At 41.9% G+C, this 19,380-nt stretch carries 18 protein-coding genes; 8 read left to right on the top strand and 10 right to left on the bottom strand.

Annotation, left to right across the window (positions count from 1 at the left end):
• Positions 1-11: 11 nt before the first annotated feature.
• Positions 12-2,798 (top strand): FtsX-like permease family protein, encoded by a 2,787-nt coding sequence (locus tag R8389_RS03045; protein ID WP_317638013.1) that lies wholly within the window; start codon positions 12-14, stop codon positions 2,796-2,798.
• Positions 2,799-2,888: 90 nt separating this feature from the next.
• Here R8389_RS03045 and R8389_RS03040 read toward each other — a convergent pair whose 3' ends face one another.
• From R8389_RS03040 to rsgA, 3 genes are all read right to left on the bottom strand, one after another.
• Positions 2,889-3,101, bottom strand: a complete 213-nt coding sequence (locus R8389_RS03040) for a hypothetical protein (RefSeq protein WP_317638012.1) — start codon at positions 3,099-3,101, stop codon at positions 2,889-2,891.
• Between the two features lie 158 nt (positions 3,102-3,259).
• On the bottom strand, positions 3,260-3,832 hold the full coding sequence (locus R8389_RS03035) for a GrpB family protein (RefSeq protein ID WP_317638011.1): 573 nt from the start codon (positions 3,830-3,832) through the stop codon (positions 3,260-3,262).
• Positions 3,833-3,853: 21 nt separating this feature from the next.
• A complete protein-coding gene (gene rsgA / locus R8389_RS03030; protein ID WP_317638010.1) occupies positions 3,854-4,882 on the bottom strand; it encodes a ribosome small subunit-dependent GTPase A in 1,029 nt (342 codons plus the stop codon).
• A 242-nt stretch (positions 4,883-5,124) separates the two neighbouring features.
• On the opposite strand from rsgA, the gene R8389_RS03025 reads away from it, so the two are divergent.
• The 5 genes from R8389_RS03025 (at position 5,125) to R8389_RS03005 (ending at position 8,997) form a co-directional block, all read left to right on the top strand.
• The gene (locus R8389_RS03025; protein WP_317638009.1) at positions 5,125-5,889 is read left to right on the top strand and encodes an ABC transporter ATP-binding protein; all 765 of its coding nucleotides are present in this window, start codon (positions 5,125-5,127) and stop codon (positions 5,887-5,889) included.
• A 1-nt stretch (position 5,890) separates the two neighbouring features.
• Complete coding sequence (locus tag R8389_RS03020) at positions 5,891-6,622, top strand: multidrug ABC transporter permease (protein WP_317638008.1); 732 nt, start codon at positions 5,891-5,893, stop codon at positions 6,620-6,622.
• Entirely contained in the window at positions 6,619-7,338 is a 720-nt protein-coding gene (locus tag R8389_RS03015; RefSeq protein WP_317638007.1) for an antibiotic transporter permease, read from the top strand. Before R8389_RS03020 ends, R8389_RS03015 begins: the two co-directional genes overlap by 4 nt.
• Before the next feature lie 18 nt (positions 7,339-7,356).
• Positions 7,357-8,202 carry a helix-turn-helix domain-containing protein gene (locus tag R8389_RS03010; protein ID WP_317638006.1) on the top strand — a complete coding sequence of 282 codons (846 nt, stop codon included), beginning with the start codon at positions 7,357-7,359 and terminating at the stop codon, positions 8,200-8,202.
• 246 nt (positions 8,203-8,448) lie between these two features.
• A complete protein-coding gene (locus R8389_RS03005; RefSeq protein WP_317638005.1) occupies positions 8,449-8,997 on the top strand; it encodes a hypothetical protein in 549 nt (182 codons plus the stop codon).
• Positions 8,998-9,346: 349 nt separating this feature from the next.
• Here R8389_RS03005 and R8389_RS03000 read toward each other — a convergent pair whose 3' ends face one another.
• From R8389_RS03000 to R8389_RS02985, 4 genes are all read right to left on the bottom strand, one after another.
• A complete protein-coding gene (locus R8389_RS03000) occupies positions 9,347-11,251 on the bottom strand; it encodes a copper-translocating P-type ATPase (RefSeq protein ID WP_317638004.1) in 1,905 nt (634 codons plus the stop codon).
• 16 nt (positions 11,252-11,267) lie between these two features.
• Positions 11,268-11,639 (bottom strand): cupredoxin domain-containing protein, encoded by a 372-nt coding sequence (locus R8389_RS02995; protein WP_317638003.1) that lies wholly within the window; start codon positions 11,637-11,639, stop codon positions 11,268-11,270.
• Positions 11,640-11,796: 157 nt separating this feature from the next.
• Positions 11,797-12,657, bottom strand: coding sequence for an aldo/keto reductase (locus tag R8389_RS02990; protein ID WP_317638002.1), 861 nt, complete (start codon positions 12,655-12,657; stop codon positions 11,797-11,799).
• Positions 12,658-12,668: 11 nt separating this feature from the next.
• Entirely contained in the window at positions 12,669-13,535 is an 867-nt protein-coding gene (locus tag R8389_RS02985) for an aldo/keto reductase (protein WP_317638001.1), read from the bottom strand.
• A gap of 106 nt (positions 13,536-13,641) precedes the next feature.
• Here R8389_RS02985 and R8389_RS02980 point away from each other — a divergent pair, with 106 nt between their 5' ends.
• Positions 13,642-14,547, top strand: coding sequence for a LysR family transcriptional regulator (locus R8389_RS02980; protein ID WP_317638000.1), 906 nt, complete (start codon positions 13,642-13,644; stop codon positions 14,545-14,547).
• Positions 14,548-14,598: 51 nt separating this feature from the next.
• Entirely contained in the window at positions 14,599-15,744 is a 1,146-nt protein-coding gene (guaB, locus tag R8389_RS02975; RefSeq protein ID WP_317637999.1) for an IMP dehydrogenase, read from the top strand.
• 62 nt (positions 15,745-15,806) lie between these two features.
• On the opposite strand, the gene R8389_RS02970 is transcribed toward guaB, so the two are convergent.
• From R8389_RS02970 to asp1, 3 genes are all read right to left on the bottom strand, one after another.
• A complete protein-coding gene (locus R8389_RS02970; protein ID WP_317637998.1) occupies positions 15,807-16,232 on the bottom strand; it encodes a MarR family winged helix-turn-helix transcriptional regulator in 426 nt (141 codons plus the stop codon).
• Positions 16,233-16,235: 3 nt separating this feature from the next.
• Positions 16,236-17,633, bottom strand: coding sequence for a DHA2 family efflux MFS transporter permease subunit (locus R8389_RS02965; protein WP_317637997.1), 1,398 nt, complete (start codon positions 17,631-17,633; stop codon positions 16,236-16,238).
• Between the two features lie 129 nt (positions 17,634-17,762).
• Positions 17,763-19,283 (bottom strand): accessory Sec system glycosyltransferase Asp1, encoded by a 1,521-nt coding sequence (gene asp1, locus R8389_RS02960; protein ID WP_317637995.1) that lies wholly within the window; start codon positions 19,281-19,283, stop codon positions 17,763-17,765.
• Positions 19,284-19,380 lie beyond the last annotated feature (97 nt).

The raw sequence follows: 19,380 nt of genomic DNA, 5'->3' as shown, positions 1-19,380 counted from the left end.
AGGGTCTGACAATGAATAAGATAATTTGGAAAGACTTTTGGCAATCAGTTAAACACACAAAAGGACAGTTCTTATCTATCTTAGGACTAATGATGATTGGTGCCTTTGCCTTAGTTGGCTTGATGGTAACTGGCCCCGACATGCGTGCTACTGGTAACCACTACGCCCAGAGCCTAAATGCAGCTGATCTAACCATTATTGGTAATTATGGCTTTGACCATGAGGATACCCAAGAAATCAACCAGGTCAAAGGCATTAAAAATGTTGAATTTGGTTACATGACTGACACTGTCTTGAAAAACAGTCACACTAGTTTTCGGATCTTTTCAAAGCCAAAGACCGTAGGAAAGTACGAAGTAAGACGGGGACGCTTGCCTAAGCAAAAAAACGAAATTGCGCTTGCTGATCACTATTACCCTAAGTACAAGGTCGGCCAGCAAGTCAGTTTTACTGAAAAGAAAAATATCCTTGGCACCACCCTGCTTAAGCAGAAAACTTTTAAGGTAGTTGGCTTTGTCCGCTCGAGCCAGATCCTCTCTAATGTCAATTTGGGCCAAAGCAATAGCGGCACTGGTGAACTTAAAGGTTATGCTGTGGCAACACCGCAAGCCTTTAACCGGACGGTATACACTACCGCCAATATAACTTACCAAGACTTGCATGGACTTGATTCATACAGCCGCGAATACACTGACCGCACTAGTAAACATAAAAAAGACTTGCAGGCCGTTCTAAAGAAGAATGCTTATCGGCGACAAGAGCGGATTAATACTGCGGTCGCCCAGAAACTGTCCCCGCAGGAAAGAAAATTACAACGGGCCAAGCAAGCGCTGCAAGGTGCAGAGCAAGGACTTGCCGCAGCTGAAAAACAATTAGCAAGTAAGCGGGCCGAACTTACTGCGCAAAAGTCGCAACTTCAAGGAGTGCAGCCTTCTGCTGAACTCAGCGACCAGCTGCAGCAGGCTGAAATTGAGCTAGCTAGCCAAACAAGAATTTTGGGCAGTAAAAAAGCCAAACTGCAAAAAAGCGCCAAAAAAACTAACTTGCAAATTAGTGCAGGGGAGCACAAAATCGCCCAGGCCAAAGCGCAACTCAAAAAAATGGCCCCACCTTCATACAGTGTTTATAATCGGCGCGAAGTGCCTGGTGGCGATGGGAATCTGGTTTATACAACAGTTGCTCAAGTGGTCGAAGACCTGGCCAAGGTTTTTCCAATCTTCTTATACTTTGTTGCTGCACTAGTTACCTTTACGACGATGAACCGCTTCATCGATGAAGAACGAATTAATTCCGGTACGCTGAAGGCACTAGGTTACGATGATTTGGTGATCATCAATAAGTTTATTTTCTACGGCTTTTTAGCGGGGACAGTGGGAACGGTAATTGGTATTATTCTAGGTCACACCCTGATGCCGCAAATTGTCTACCACGCCTATTATCAATCTTTAACTATTCCACCAATTGAAGAACACTTCCAGTGGCAAATTAGTCTGGTGGCCTTAGTCTTGTCTTGGGTCAGTTCAGTTTTGCCTGCTTATTTAACCGCCAAAAATGAATTCCGGGAAAAACCAGCAGCTTTATTACTACCCAAGCCACCTGCCGCAGGTTCAAAAATCCTACTTGAGCAGATCCCCTTAATCTGGAAGCACTTGAGTTTTACCCACAAGGTTACCGCTCGCAATATCTTTCGTTACAAGAAACGGATGCTGATGACTATCTTTGGTGTCTGCGGGGCGGCCACCCTTCTCTTTTCAGGCTTTGCTGTCAAAAATTCGATTAGTACCATGAATAAGCGGCAGTTTTCTGACTTAATCCATTACAACCTAATTGTTGCGCAAAAAACACCTAGTTCAGCTAAGCAAAAAAAGCTACTCGAGAACAAATTGCACCAGAACAATGTTAAAGCAGAAATGCAAGTGTACTACGAATCAATGACTAAGGCTGTCGGCCGTACTGGCGATACGCAAGACATTACCTTGATTGTTCCCAGCTCAAGTAACCAGCTCAACCAGTATGTTCACCTGAATGACCGGCGGGCTAGGCAGCCAATTGCACTGAATAATAATGGTGTTGTTATCTCAGAGCGACTGGCTAGCCTTTTAAAGGTTCAAAAGGGGAGTAAAATCACCTTAACTGATCAAGACAACCACCAACGTACCATGAAAGTAGCTGGGATCACCGAAATGTATATGGGGCATTTTGCCTTTATGAATCGGAACCAATATCGTCAAGTATTTAAACGTAAATATCAGACCAATGCCCATCTAGTTAACTTAAAAGCAGGAAGCTCACAAAATACCAAAAAAGTCGCCGCTCGTTACATGTCCTTAGACGGTGTTAGTGGGGTCGTGCAGAATACTGCAATTAGTCAAGAACTCGACGTCGTGGTTCAGTCACTCAACATGATCATGGTCGTTTTGATTATCGTTGCCGGCCTATTAGCAATTGTCATTCTCTACAACCTAACCAATATCAATATCGCCGAACGAATCCGCGAACTATCGACTATAAAAGTGCTAGGTTTTTACGATGGTGAGGTCACAATGTACATCTACCGCGAAACCATCCTGTTAACTGGCCTGGGAATTCTAGTTGGCTATTTAACTGGTGACTTGCTCTACCGCTATATCCTGTACGTCGTACCGCCAGACAACGTCATGTTTAATCCGGCCCTGTCAGCTTCAAGTTTCTTGTGGCCGTTAGGTGTTATCGGCATCATTACTTTGATTCTCGGCTTCATTGTTAACAAGCAGCTGAAAAATCTAAACATGCTTGAAGCCTTGCAATCGGTTGATTAATTCTTGACAAAAAATCAGCTAAAGTATGTTAGTAAAAAAACCATCTTAGAAGATATCTTCTAAGATGGTTTTATTTTTTATTTAAGCAGTTTACTTAAATAGTCCTTGCGCGTACAAGCTATCATAGACATGATGAGCAATACCAGAACCCCATGGTGTAGCCAGGAAAATTGCTACGGCCACGAAAAAGATGCCTAGGCCTAGAATAATATCTTTGCTTATTTTAGAGAAGTTCTTCTTATAAACCAAGACTAAGCATATTATTCCAACCACTAAACAAATCATCATGATATCAAAACCCATATTATTTTCTCCTTATGTAGTAAATTTATCTAGATAACTATATCATAAATTTGTGTATAAATTAAAAAGTTAATAACAATTTTATACTCTTAATGATAATTTAAACAAGCAAATTTATTCCAACTAGAGTGCAGGTTGACCTACTATTCTTACCTCGCTTATTGATTCCAAACATCAGCTATGTGTTCGCGCGCCCGCTGCTTAATTTCTGTAATTACTGGCCCCTCGGCATCCGCATAGTCTTGGACCGTTTGCCATGAACGCTGGGCCAGTTGCTCTTTCAATGCCTGATATTTTAGTCGGTCTGCCTGGTTAATTCTCAACCAATCCCGAAACAAAACTAGATCACGAGCCTCTTCACTTTTAGGACCATAGACATGAATGTGGAGCTGGTTTTTATTTCCAATAAACATGCGGTGCCCCTCACTGGCTGGTTCACGAATCCGTAGAACATAACCGACCTTCTCCAGTTGAGGAACATAGGTCGACTCCTTGCTGGGATCTGGAACCAGCAACAGCATATCAATGATTGGCTTGGCACAAAGATGCGGAATTGCAGTTGAACCGACATGTTCAATTTGAAGCGCCTTCTCATCCATTGCCTCAGTAATTTTTTCCCGCTCTAATTGAAACAACTCCGGCCAGCTTGGGTCATAGTCAACCAATTTAATCGGTTGATTTTGGGTAATGTGGCCAATTGTTACCTTTTGTAAATGTGAAAACGACGTCATTGAATCTCCTTACTTTGACAACTACATTGGCGGCTTACGATAATGGCGCTTGCTAACTGCCTGTTTCTTGTCTCTTGCCTTGCGCATCAACTTTTTAGCTATTTTGGCATCCAGATAAGTCTGCGTTGCCTGGCTTTCTGCTTGTAAAGAAATGAACTGCTGGTATACTTGCTGGTCTAGTTGACCGTTATTAACAGCTGCCTGAACGGCACAGCCTGGTTCACCTTTATGTGTACAGTCATGAAAACGACAGCCCTTACCCAAGTCTACGATTTCGGGAAACACCATTGCTAAGTCATTTGTGCCGACCCCGACGCTTTTGATTCCTGGCGTATCAACCAAAATGAAGTCACCCCGACTAATCGGAAACAAGCGCGAACTAGTAGTTGTATGCCGCCCCTTGTCCGTCCTTGCACTAATCTGCTGAGTCGCCATTACTTCCTCTTGTGCTACTGCATTAACTAGACTTGATTTGCCCACACCCGAATTACCGTAAAAAGAAACCGTCTGTCCCGGTAAAATGCTAGCTTGTAAATCTGCAATTCCTGCCCCAGTGAGACTTGAAGTACATAACACGGCCACGCCCAGTTCATCTGCTAGTTGTGCTGCCAGCTGTGCAGCATCAGGCCAGAGGTCAGACTTAGTTAAAACCAACGAAGTCTGGTACTCATTGTCTTTTTGAAAGGCATAGCGATAACGGTTAATCCGGCTATCCGATAAGTTTTTATTCATTGAAATGCAGATGAACAATTGATCAAGATTGCTGACTGCCTCCTTTTCTTGAGCCTGGTAACGATCACCCGTTATTCGTCCTAAGGTACTGTAACGTGGTAAACGTTCACTAATGAGGTCAAAGTCAAGCTGCGGATCTATGACCACCCAATCACCAACTAAAAACTGAGTAGTCCGATTTTTGGGAGTGGCAGTAGTTTCACTACCATCTAGGTGCATGACCTTGTAAATGTTGGCCGAGCTAAGTGAAATTCGGGCCACGGTTACTCCATCATCGACTTGCTCATGTTGCTTGTATGTATCCAACCCTAGTTCCATGATTATCTCCTATATGATAACGAATAAATCAAGCTTATTTTTGCTATCTTCCCACATATTTTTAGTAATTTCAAATTTTTTTACAATAAAAAATCAATTAAATTAATTTATGCTATAATAAAAATGATAGTTTTAATGTTATCCATCACAAGATCTTCAGATTGACCTGTAATTGCTCAAATAGTCACCCCTTCCTTATTAGTGGCTGAGTATATTTACACTTGAATTATGGAGAATCAATTTTGAAAGATATTTTAATAGTTAAACACCTAAAAGAGACTTACACCGGCCGCAAACAAGACTTTACTGCCTTAGATGATGTCTCTTTCACAATTAGCCAGGGGGAAATTCTGTCACTCCTGGGGCCCAACGGAGCAGGTAAGACTACCATTGTCTCAGTTATTGGTGGTTACCTCATCCCCAGTTCGGGACAAGTTCTAATGAATGGTCAGGATATCACTGCAGCTCGTAAACGTCCTCAAATCGGCGTATCTTTCGGCGGTGAAATGGGCTTTTATCGCAATGCCACAGCCAGGCAGAACTTGCTGTTCTTTGCTGACTTGGCCAAAGTACCCTACCGCAAGCAAAAAGATGAAGTTGCACGAGTTTTGGAAGTAGTCTCCTTGACCAATGTTGCCAATAAAAAAGTGGGCGAATTTTCAAAAGGAATGACACAAAGGTTGCATATCGCTCGGTCACTTCTGGGTAACCCAAGTCTGCTCTTACTCGATGAGCCGACCAGCGGGTTAGATGTTGAGATCGCTAAAAGTGTGCAAGACACAGTTCAAAAACTGGCCAATTCTGGTATCAGTATCTTGCTGACCAGTCACACCATGTCAGAAATTGAAAAGCTGGCTAACCGAGTTATCCTACTGGGTGCAGGCAAAGTCTTTTATCAAGGCACGGTTAGCGGCGTGATCAAATTAGCAAATATTCAAACAGATGGTCGACCTGCGACTCTAGAAGAATCCTATTTAAAACTAGCTCCACAATTAAGGAGGCCCTAAAATGCGTTTTATCCGCCTCTTCCTTTTTCATTTGCATGATTACCTATCCGATCAGTACTTTGTCTGGTTAACAATTACTTCAACCATCGGGATTTTTCTACTGCAATACACCATTGCTTATGCTAATAAGGACTTGAGTAATACCATGTTGTGGCGCCAGAGCGGTAGCTTTGGCATGTGGACATCCTGCACCACTGTTGCTGGCTGCATCAGCTTCGAAAGGTATAAAGGAACATTGCCTTACCTCATGAACAGTCAGTATGACGAGCGGGCATCCCTCATTACTCTACTTTTGCCGGCCTCCAGCTACGGTCTTTTCTCCTTTCCCATCGCCTTCATCTTAGCCAAAGTACTAGGTGTATCCACGGGGACACTTACCATCAACATGCTGCTTATCATCTTCTTAATGTGGGTTGCCTGTTCAGTAATGGGTATTCTCATCGCCGCCTTCCTAACGCTCTCACCTAATGCGATAACTTATGAAGCGCTAATCGGGACACCAATTTTATTACTTGCAGGCCTGTTTGGCAGTTCCACCTTGCTAGCACCCTTAACTCGCGTTTCACAGTGGTTCATTCCCCTCACAGCTCCCATTGCCACACTAATTCACCGCGTTCCATTTAATTGGCCGGCCTATTCTTGTAGCCTTTTTCTTTGGATTTGGTTAACGGCAATCTTGGTTAAGAAGATCAACTACCTGGTAAGAAAGAAGGGAGCGCTGAAAATTATATGATTGCGACTCAATTTTCAGGCCTTAGCTTTTTAAGTAATTGGCGCACCAAAATCACCTACTTCTTGATCACGCCACTAATTGATCTTATGCTGCTAGTCCTAATCAACTTGCAATATACTAAGCAATTCGATTGGCGGGTAGTCATTGCCTCGATTGCTATTGATGCAGCCAGACTAAGTATGCAGACCATGAACCAGCTGCTAGTAAATGACTCCGACTTACGAGTCGATTTTGAATTAATTGCCAAAAGACCCTTCAGTCTGCGCTTTTGGCTGGCCAAGTCATTAGTTGCTGGTGTCATTGGGACAACCCTGGCACTGATCAACTTACTGCTTACCTTTTGCTTTGGTGCACCATTATCGATTATCTGCCGGGGACTGTTTCTTTTGCCTTTGTTCTGCCTGTACGGCACTGTTTTGGGCTTTGCCACCTGGGCATTATCATGGCAAATGAATGATCCCTACTTCTTGCAAAACATTGTTAGTGGCATCACAGAAATTGCCGCCGGGATTTTAATTGTTATTACTGCTTATCCAAAATGGCTACAGCTATTTGCCCTGCTCTTACCCTATTCCAGTCCAGTCAACTTCATCAAGTTCGGCACTGCAAGCCTAGGTGGTAGCGCTATTACTACAGCAATCTGGCTGGCAATCGGTCTGCTGGCATACGTCTTACAGATCAGACCAGTCTTAGCCCGCGGTAAGCACAGGTATTAGATTAAATCAGGAGAGTTGATGATGGAAATCGGAGAAGCATTACGGCTAGAACGTTTAAACTTAGGTTTAACCCAAAAACAGATGTGTCAGGATATTCTTAGCAGACCTTTTTACGCCAAAGTTGAAAGTGGCAAGAATGGCATTAGTGCTGACAATTTATTGCGCATCTTACTTGCACATCATATCGACGTTAATGATTTTTTTGAATTAACCAAAAAGACATACATGTCACAAGAAAAAATATTAACTGAACAACTAGAAAACAACATGTATTGGGCAGTTAATGCTAAAAACATCGACTTATTAGAGCGATACTGTCATAAAATATTAGCTTTACCGGACAATGAAATATTCAAGTTACGTGCAATAGTGACTGTAGCTTATTTTAAAGGTAATTTAGACGAAATAAGTGATAATTTACCGGAAAAATTGAAAAAAATTTTGAATGAAGGTGAAAACTGGACTAAGCATCCCGAGCTACTAAGACTGTTAGCTAACACTATACCGTTATGGCCACAAGATGAATTGGACTTCTTAATAGGCCGACTGCTGACATCAATCAAAAACAAAAAGCTTCCCGAATTAATGCTTGAACAATATTTAAGAATATTTGGTAATTATTTAGTCACTTGCTACGAGCGAGAAATTTATCATAATGAGAAATATCATGATCACATTAATGACGTTATCAAATACACCATTAATGAAACCTCAACGTTTAAACTGATGATCTATCGCATACAGACTTATTATATGACCTCATTATTTGAGAACGATATCCAGCGAGCGATAGAGATTAAAAATGATCTAAAAAAATACGGTTATGACAAAATAACTGCTAGTTGGCCGAGTTGTGACTTGTAACAAATATGATACACAGTTTATCCAGACTTATAAAATGTTTTATGATTTGCATAGATAATTATCTTAAATTCGAAAGAAAGGAGAATTAATTTATGGTTTGGTGGGAATTAATTAGGTCTTGCTGGAATTTGACTAAAATTTAGTAGAAATTAAGAGTTAATTTTAACGGAATAATTTTTAATTCGAGGAGGTAATCATGAAAAAATTTGAAAAAAATCAATAATTATAATGTTTGCTAGCACTATTTTGACAATTATCACACCCATTTTATCCAGTACTGTCAATGCATCAACCTTAAATTCTATTTCAGGTCAACAGAGTCATAAAGTAGTTCAATCAGATAGAGTCGAACAAACTAGTTTAACTAAAGAAATTGAAAAATTAGGAACTAAAACTTCTGGAAACGGTATTACAACATTTGAAATCTCAGATGCTGCATTAGAAAAAGTAATTAACAAAACTTTTGGAAATAAAGTTTCTAACACAGAATTAGCAAGAAAACATAGTGCAGGAGTTACTAAAATAAAGTACTATGGTAATGGTAATATGAATGTTTATCTTTCAAAAGATATGCTAAATAGAATTAGAGGGATGGGTTATAGCTCAGGTTATAAAATTGTAGTTGGATTAATTTCAGCTGTTGCGGGTATACCAACTATGGGGGTAGCATCTGTATTAATTATGGCGGCATCCGGATCTTTGGTAAGTGCAATGTTGAATCAAGTAAATCCTTTTAAAGCAGGTCGTATATACAAAATTCGTAATTGGAGTTATACAGGCTGGAGTTACCAATAAACAATATGATCAAAAAAAGCAAAACTGTAAGAGAAACATGGCTAACCCATACAGCATTTAAAATTATAACTTTTCTTTTAGTGATTTGTATATGTATAATTCTTGTTTTGCCTTTAGTACAAATCAAAAATCTTACTTATTGGATAATTGGCTTTTATTTTTTCTTCCTGGCAGATTGGTTTTGCAACTTGTTGCAGCAACACTCTTGGAATTTATTTCTAAGTTTAATTATTGGTACTTTACTATCAGGGATTGGATGTATTTTGTTAACATTTTATACCAGTTGGATAGGAAGTTAATTGCTGAATCAGCACAAATGCAGTCGAAATTCGACTGCATTTTGCGTTTTCTAAATCTTGCTCCGACCTAACAAAACTGAACTGCTTACCACCGATAGTGAACTAAAAGCCATAGCCAGCCCCGCAAGCTCGGGACTAAGGACCAAGCCAATGCCACTAAAGACACCGGCGGCCACCGGGATACCCAGCACGTTATAGATGAAGGCCCAGAATAAGTTGAGTTTGATGCGATTAAAAGTTTTTTGACTCAACTTTAAAGCTCGGCCCACATCTTTCAAATTGTTCTTAATTAAGACGATACCGCCGGCTTCAATCGCTACATCAGTTCCAGACCCCATGGCGATACCAACATCAGCCTGACTCAGCGCTGGAGCATCATTAATGCCGTCACCAACAAAGGCAACTCGGTCTGTCTGCTGTAACTTGGCAATTGCAGCAGCTTTATCAATTGGCAAAACACCCGCAATGACTTGATCAATACCAACTTGATTAGCGATCGCGCCCGCCACTGCCTGATTATCTCCCGTTAGCATGATTGTCTTCAAGCCTTGCTGCTTCAACTCCTTAATTGCCTTTTGGGCCTCTTTTTTAGGAGTATCCTGAATGGCAATCAGCCCAATTGCCGTATGATTTATGGCAACCAAAACGACCGTTTTGGCCTCCTTTTGTAAGACCTTAACTTTTTCTGTTAAAGCAGGTGCCACTACCAGGCCTAAGTCTTGTTTAAGCGTCCCGACAAAGACTGCTTGCGCATCAACCTGGCCACTAATCCCCTGGCCCTCAAGCGCCCTAAAGTGGTTAACCGGCAATAGTTTTACTTGTGCTGCTTTAGCTGCAGCCAAGACTGCTGGCGCCAAGGGATGTTCAGATAACTGTTCAAGACTAGCAGCCAGTTGCAAGACATGGCGGTCACCAACTACCTCAGTCACCTGCGGCTTACCTGCCGTGATTGTGCCGGTCTTGTCAAAAACAATCGTATCTAACTTATTCGCTGCTTCCAAGATTTCACCGTTTTTGATTAAAATCCCATGCTTAGCCCCAAGACCTGTTCCAACCATGAGTGCCGTTGGTGTTGCCAATCCGAGGGCACACGGACAAGCAATAACTAGGACTGACACAGCATAAATTAATGCAGTTGCAACACTTTTGCCCAAAAACACAAACCAAACCAAAAAGGTCACTAGTGCAATTATTAATACCGCCGGAACAAAGATATCAGACACTTTATCCGTCAAATTTTGAATTGGCGCATGACTGTTCTGGGCCTTTTGCACAATCTCGATAATTTGGGCCAACATGGTATCGCTGCCCACCTTCTGGGCCTTTATGACAATAGACCCAGTCTGGTTAATGGTAGCCCCAATGACACTGTCGCCAACCTGCTTTTTTACCGGTATACTTTCGCCAGTTACCATTGATTCATCAATACTAGATTGACCCGAAACAACCTGACCATCAACCGGAATTTTCTCCCCCGGCCTGACTTGAATCAAGTCACCCGAAACTACTTGCTCAATTGGCAATTCAATGAATTCTGCGCCCCGCTTAACCAGTGCACTTTTTGCTCCCAGGGTAAGCAATTTACTCATCGCACCCGATGCATTGCTGCGCATTTTTTCTTCTAGAACCTGGCCTAAGAGCACAAAAGTAATGACAAAGGCTGCACTTTCAAAAAAGACTGGCTTATTGATAAACATGGCATAAATGCTGTAAAGGTAGGCCGTCAGAGTACCCAGGGCAACTAGCGTGTCCATATTAGCATGATGCTGTTCAAAGGCTGACCATGCGCTACTGACAAAAGGCCTAGCTGAAATCACCATGATCATGCTGGTCAAAATCAACATAGTCCAATCTCCACCCGGAAGCATCCAACCTGTGAAAGGACGAACCAACATTTCTACCAGTAACGGTAGAGACAAAATTAGTGAAATCCAAAAACGCTTAGTGACATTCATATTTTACCAGTTTCTGCTATTTAACAATTACTTTGCCATGAAACATGTTCATACTGCATTCCCAGTCATACTCGCCCGGCTTACTGGTATCAATCTCGACCTTTTCAACTTCGCCCTGGGGCAGTTTTTGATTGATGCCGAACTTAGGAAAAATCACATGATCTAAACAGCTGGACGAGTCCAACCGTTTGAAGTTAAGCGTCGCTGGAATTCCTTTTTTCAAAACAACTTGCTCGGGCAAATAACCACCTTTAACCTTGATGTCAATACTTTGCTTATCCGCATCAACGACCGCTTCGCCGGTTTGCACACTACGCTTACCAAAGAACCACCACGCGATAAAGGCAATAACAACTAATCCTACAAGTAAACTAATGATTTTTATCATAACTGGTACTCCTGTTTAAAATTCAATTCATTTTATGTCTACATCCGTAAACTATAATTATTATACTTATTCAATTTACATTTGTAAACATTAAAGCATCAAAAAATTAGTATTGGTGAAATTCATCAATACTATTTTTCATACTCATCTCAATAACTCAGTCATCTGCATGAACATCATAAGCAGAAAGCATCTCAACCACTCCTGGTGCCTCTGGGTCATGGTGGCCCTTGCCAGTATCCAGGGCTCTGATTTGCTCCATTTCGACCTCTGTTAACTCAAAGTCAAAAATATTCAAATTGCTTTTAATTCGAGCTTCATGGACTGACTTAGGCAGAGTAATAATACCCTCTTGATTTTCAAAACGAAGAATAATTTGCCCTGCATCCTTATGATATTTTTCAGCTAGTGCTAGAATTACTCGGTCAGTTAACAGGGCTTGGTTCCCCTGTCCTAGCGGTGACCAGGCTTCCAAACGCACATTATTTTGCGCAAGCAGCTTACGCAAAGTCTGCTGCTGGAAATAAGGGTTAAATTCAACTTGGTCAACTGCCGGTATTGTCGAAATTTGCGGAACAAACTGTTGCCAGATCTTAGGTGTCATATTCGATACCCCAAGTGATTTGATTTTGCCCGCCTGCTTTGCTTCCTCTAGGGCACGCCATGCACTAGGAACATCTCCATAAGGTTGATGGATCAAATACAGATCAACGTAGTCTGTACCCAACTTTGTTAGTGACAAGTCAATAGCCTTTTTAGCTGCCTCATAATGATAATCTTGCAACCACAATTTTGAGGTTATCCAGATATCATCACGCGGCACCCCGCTGTCTTTAATTGCCTGGCCCACTTCACTTTCATTAAAGTAGGCCACCGCCGTATCGATATGCCGGTAACCGGCCTCAATTGCCTCAGCCACGGCTCTACGAGTAGAGCCATCATTGGAAATCTGAAAGGTACCAAAGCCAATTACGGGAATTTCGTTACCATCATTTAACTTAATTGTGCTTGTTGTCATTTTTCTCCTCCTTAACTTAATTGCCGTAAACTTGAACCAAAGATTTGTTCAATTGTGCTTGGATCTCGATGATCAAAAAACTGGCTCTCATGCTTATCTAACTTTGTCATAGCGGTCATCTCATCAGCGCTTAAGTCAAAATCAAAAACCGCAATATTTTCCTCAATTCGTGCTTGGTGCACCGATTTAGGAATAACGATAATTCCACGTTGTAGTAGCCAACGTAAGATGATTTGACCCGTAGTTTTATGGTGGTGGGCAGCCAAGTCAGCAATCAGCTTATTGTTGAAGATATCGCCCCGCCCCTCTGCAAAAGGTGCCCAAGCTTCAACTTGAATATCTTCTTGTTGATTAAAGCTAACCTCATCGCGCTGCTGGTTCCAAGGATTTATTTCTATCTGATTCAAAACCGGTTTTATTGACATCGTCAATTCTAGGTTTTTTACCTGGTCAGCGTAAAAATTGGAAAGACCTATGGCACGGATTTTTCCTGCTTGATATGCTTTTTCTAAGGCACGCCAAGCTCCCATCGTGTCACCGTATGGCTGGTGCAATAAGTATAGGTCGAGATAATCAAGACCCAGCTTAGTCAATGAAGCTTCAATCCCTTGCTTAGCCCGCTCATAAGTATAGTCTGAAACCCATAACTTTGAAGTAACAAAAATTTGTTCTCGCGGAACCGAGCTGGTCTTAATTGCGCGCCCAACTGCTGCCTCATTTTGATAAACCGCTGCTGTATCAACTAAGCGATAGCCTGCTGCAATTGCTGCACTTACGGCCTCTGTTGCTTCAGCCAAATCAGTTACTTGATACACGCCGAGTCCTAATTGCGGCATTTTCACCCCATTATTTAATTCGATAGTTGGAACTGTTGTCATTATCTATACCTCCTTTAAGTTGCCATTATCATAGACTCAGTCAGTAGAATTGACAATTAGCAATTATGCATGCTAGCATACCTGAAACGTATACTGGAGAAGAACCATGATTGATCCTTATTTATTGACGGAGCTAACCACATTTTACCAAGTGGGGACATTAACCAAGACTGCTGAGCAGTTAAACATGACTCAACCTTCTATTACGCGGGGCATGCAGAAGTTGGAAGAAAAGCTCGGGGTAAAACTATTCGAGCGACATGCTAACCGCCTTGTCTTGACTAAAACGGGCCAGCTCGCGGCAATAGAAGCAGAAAAATTACTGCAAAATAACCAGGACTTTGTCACCAAAATTCGCAATTTTGATCAACTACAACACCGTCCAACAATTATGGCAACAATTCCTGGGCCTTTTATTATTTTAACCATGATTAAAGCACGTCTTTCAGCTGACTTATTCATTAGTCATGACCTAATAAAAATTGCAGAAATATCTGACCTACTTCAACAAAATGCTGCCTTGCTCGTTTTTTCTAACCAAGAACTATTTGCTCCGCAAATTGAATCCCGTTATCTGGGAACAGAACAGCTCGCAGTTGACCTTAACCGGAATATGGCTGAAGCCAAGCGTCCCCGCCTCCATTTTGCAGATATTACGGGACACAGTTTTATTGTTTATGGCGACATTGGGGTTTGGCGGGATATTATTCAACAAGAAATTCCTAACGCCAACTTCATGTACCAATCAGAATGGCAGGCAATGAAAGAGCTAATCAAATTTTCTGATTTTCCTTACTTTAGCACCAATCTTTCGCGGCTAGATCCAGACAATCCCATTTCGCAGAACTTAGACGATAATCGGATTGAACTTCCAATCAGCGATGCTAGCGCCCAAATGCCAATATACGGTAACTATCTGACGGTCAATGCCCACCGGGTCACTCCCATTTTGAAAATTGTTCAGGCTGCTTGGCCACCAAACTTCCCGCTTGACCAACTTGAAAATCACTAGTACAGTGAAATAAATTTAACAGTTATAATTAATCCAAGGAGCGTATCTTAAATGTCAAATTGGTCAACGAAGTTTGTTAAAGAGGGACTAACTTTTGATGACGTCTTATTAATTCCAGCTGAAAGTCATGTTCTACCTAAGGAAGTTGATTTAACTACTGTCTTAGCACCCCAGCTCAAATTAACCATTCCTTTAATCAGTGCTGGCATGGATACCGTGACCGAAAGTACTATGGCAATCGCAATGGCAAGGCAAGGCGGCCTTGGAGTAATCCATAAGAACATGACAATTAGCGCCCAAGCTAGTGAAGTTGCTACTGTTAAGCACGCAATTATTCCAAGCACTGCAGCTCAGGCTGCAACCGATGACAACCATCAGCTACTCGTTGCAGCTGCTATCGGCGTGACCAGTGACACCTTCCTTCGGACTGAAGCTCTTCTAGAACAAGGCGTTGACGCGCTGGTTATCGATACTGCTCACGGGCATTCAGCCGGGGTTTTACAGAAGATTAAAGACATACGCAAACATTTTCCAACTATTTGCCTAATTGCCGGCAACGTCGCTACTGGTGATGCCACCCGCGCACTGTTTGATGCCGGCGTTGAAGTGGTTAAGGTAGGTATTGGGCCCGGCTCAATCTGTACTACACGTGTTGTTGCAGGTGTGGGCGTGCCACAAGTGACCGCCATCTATGATGCTGCAACTGCTGCCCGTGAATACGACAAAGCCATTATTGCCGACGGCGGAGTAAAGTATTCAGGTGATATTGTTAAGGCTTTAGGTGCTGGTGGCAATGCGGTGATGCTCGGCAGTATGCTTTCTGGGACCACTGAAGCACCAGGTGAGATTTTTGAAAGTGCTGGCCAAAAATACAAGGCATATCGGGGTATGGGCTCAGTTGGAGCAATGGCCCAAGCTCACGGTTCTTCCGATCGTTACTTCCAGGGCGGTGTTAACGCGGCCAATAAGCTGGTACCCGAGGGCGTTGAGGCGCGCGTAGCATACAAGGGCGATGTTGCTGACATTATCTTCCCGATGATCGGCGGACTGCGTTCTGGTATGGGCTATGTTGGAGCCAATACCATTGCCGCACTAAGAGAAAATGCCCAGTTTGTTAGGATCACTAATGCAGGCTTACAAGAATCTCACCCCCACGAAGTTCAAATTACAAAAAAAGCACCAAACTACGAGCGGTAACGAAAGATAATCAAAGACATTAAAAAACTAGTCACTACACCCCAAGTGTAATGACTAGTTTTTTACTTTTCAGCCAAAGTTTGGTCCAACTTTTGCAAATTCTCCATCAATTCCAGCTTGGTCTGATCGCCTAGAATTCTAGCCGTTTCTTCCTCAGAATTAATAAAGTAGGTAGTAATTTGCTCTTTCAACTTAACCGCCTTAGCAGTCAATCGAACTGCCTTAAAACGCGTATCCTGCTGGTCAACTTCCCTAATAATTAGGTCTCTTTGCTCCATCAGGTGCAAAATGTTAGTTGCCGTTGACTTACGAATATTAAATTCATGTTCAATGTCTTTTTGATAAATTGTTCGTTGGCCAGTAAGCGAAGCCAAGTATTCAATAATTAACATCTGCATGCCCGTGAGTCCAAGGCCTCTAGCATATTGATCGACATTACGATTAAAAGTATTCTGTACTCGTTGTAAAATCAACCCTAGTCTGTTCATTACTTACTTCCTTGTCTTAAGTCGTTTTGTTGCTTGATACAGCAAGTATACACCTCCAACGACCAAAATCAGTAAAAAGATTAATCCGGTTTGGGCACCATCAATCAACTTGCCTGCCGTACTTTGCTTACCGCTAACTTGTTGGGCAAATTGCATAATCGCTGAAACAACTGAAGTTCCAACTGCACCAGCAAATTGCTGGGTCATGTTAAACAAACCATTACCATCTGTGTTTTCATCCTGCTTAAGCGCATTGAGTGAAGCAGTCATGATATTACCCATTACCAAGCCAATACCCAACATGGTCACTGCATAAAAGAAAATAATTTGGCCAGCAGTCAATGATGAAGCAAAGGCGCAGAATAGGATTGCACCAATAATTTCCAAGATGGCACCAGTCATAATTGGCTTGCGCGGACCATAACTATCGAGTAAGCGTCCACCAACAGGTGAAGCAATTGCCCCCACTAACCCACCAGTTAATAGCAACAGACCGGCGGTCATGGCCGTCATCCGGTTAACAATTTGCACGTAATTAGGCAAGATAAAGGACAGGCCCAGAGTATTAATCTGAAAAATAAAATACGCACCTAATCCTTGCGTAAATTTCAACTTTTTAAACACTCGAATATTAATTAATGGACTGGTCACTTTTAATGAGTGACGGATAAAAACAATTAATCCCACAATACCAACAAGTAGTGGCGCCAGAAAGAGTACCGGATTTTGCATGACAGTTGCTAAGTTACTAAAGGCGAGAATTAAGCCCACAAAACTCACCGCAATACTGCCAACCCCAGCCCAGTCAAGTTTCGTACGCTTAATTGAACTTGAGTCGTGAGGAATTGACATTAACCCCATGATTAAAGAGATAATCATGACCGGAACCATAAAAATAAAGATATAACGCCAGCCGAGTAGGTTAACTACCACTCCACCAAAGGTCGGCCCCAAGGCCGGTGCAACAGCGGTAATCATCGTTCCAATGCCCATCAACAGGCCAATTTTGTCAAGAGGCGTTCTTTCCAAAATAATATTAAACATTAAGGGAATCGCAATACCGGCAGCGGCACCCTGCACAATTCGACCAATTACCAAAAAGGCAAAGGACTGCGCCGCCGCATCAATTACCAACCCAATAATAAAAAGGACGGCTGCCGTAACAAACAATTGCCGTGAATGGAAATTTCGCTTTAAATATGCGGACAATGGCATGACAATCGAGGCAATCAATAAATACCCCGTGGTCATCCACTGGACGGTCGCCATATTAATCTGAAATTCACTCATTAAAACCGGAAAAGTCACATTCCCTGCTGTTTCAATCAAAACCCCCGAAAAAGACATCAATCCAGCCGCAAAAATTGAACAAATCAACTTTGCATCTAATTTTCTTTGCATTAAAATTTCTCCTAGCAAATTTAGTTAGCAAACTAACTAAATGACTATGGTACCTTAAAAAAGTTTTCTTTGCAATAAAAATAGTTAACAAAAAACCGTCCTTAGCTTAAAGACGGTTTTGCCTGCAGATTATTCAGTATCAATGACATACTTTTTCCAAGATTGCCAAATGTTACTACCTGAAAAGCGCTTGCTGTTTTCGTAGGCAGCCCCATTCATTTGTCCGCGCATGCTTGCATCGGCAAAAAATTCGCTGATTTTATTTGCCAATTCATTAACAGCACCATTATTAACTAGAAAGCCGCTTGTTCCATCAGCGATTAAGTCAGCTGGCCCATAGTTAATATCATATGAAATCACCGGTACCCCATGGGCTTGCGCTTCTGCTATCGCAAGCGATGCCCCCTCATAACGTGAGGTGAGCAATAATAACTGGGCACTATTATAAACGCTATCCATGTCCTGCGAATATCCTTTAAAATTGACTACCCGCTCCAGTTCTAAGTCACTAACCAGCTTTTTTAACATTTTTTCTTCCTGATAATTATCACTGCCATCACCATAACCATAGATATCAAGCGTCAAAGCACGGTTAGTCTGGTAGGCCTGCGCAAAGGCCTTGATGGCATCATCCAAACGCTTTTCATGGAAAAGTCGGGCTACGATAACAATCTTACCTGCCTCGCGCTCACTCATCGAAACATGCTCCGCCTGTAATTGCTCGTCTGGGATAATTCCCACCGGAATGGCAACAATTGGAACATGAGTATGCAAGCGAGCACGCATATCTGCAGCCTGCTGTTCCCCTGGTGTGATAATTAAGTCTGTGCGACTAAGTTGTTCTTTATTAGAAATCGAATTATAGGAAAGTGGAGAAGCTGGATCATCGTAATCCTGATAATGAATACTGTGGAAATGCTCAATTTTGCGAGCTGGTGTCTTCATATAGACCATGGGAATATTTGTAATATTGCTCCGGTCCGATATAAAGGTCGATTTTTCAGTGCCATCTTGCTGGTTCAACTCATCCAACATAATCCTGAAAGCCTGGCTACTATTCATTAGCGAGTGCAACTTACCCTCAAGATCGACCAACTGCAAATTAGTTGCAGATAACCAATTGGGTCTTTGCTCATAAGAAATTTCGTAATAAATGGTGCCATTCGGCCGGTAGAACTGCTCGTAGCTAAGATGGCCATCACCAGTGTCGTAGATTTGGGTCAGACTGCGAAACCCACGCGTATCATAAAAGTCTGCCTTAGTACAATTATTATCGGCATTGTAATAGCGAATGGTGTCAATATTGTTGTCCGCAAACAAGACAATTTCCATGGTTTTGCGATCATCATCATAAACTTCAAAGCCAACTGGCACTTGCTTAACCTGAAAATGCTCAGCGATCGACAAGTCTTCAATCGCCATTGCTTGATATTCATAATTTACCGTACCCGCGAAAAAATCAAACATGTTGACATAGTCAGCATCAGTCAGGCCATACAGTGGCAAATTCCGGTGAGCAAAACGGTTAAATTCAGACATCACAATTTTGGCGCTGACCCCATTTTGCTTAAATAACTTCAACCTTTTAACTTCAGCATGTTCTATTCCTGAACTGTTAGGGTCTAAGCGGTTATTTAAAAAGTAATACATTTTTTGTTCCTTATTAATATAGCTAAAATTATCATTCTTATTTTATCACACTTTAATTATATTAATAGCTATCATCTAATTCTTCGCACTAAAAAAG

It is taken from the genome of Lactobacillus xylocopicola (assembly GCF_033096005.1).
Lineage (GTDB): Bacteria > Bacillota > Bacilli > Lactobacillales > Lactobacillaceae > Lactobacillus > Lactobacillus xylocopicola.
Note: the sequence above shows the minus strand (reverse complement) of the source record. Positions and strands in the feature narration are given on the sequence as shown.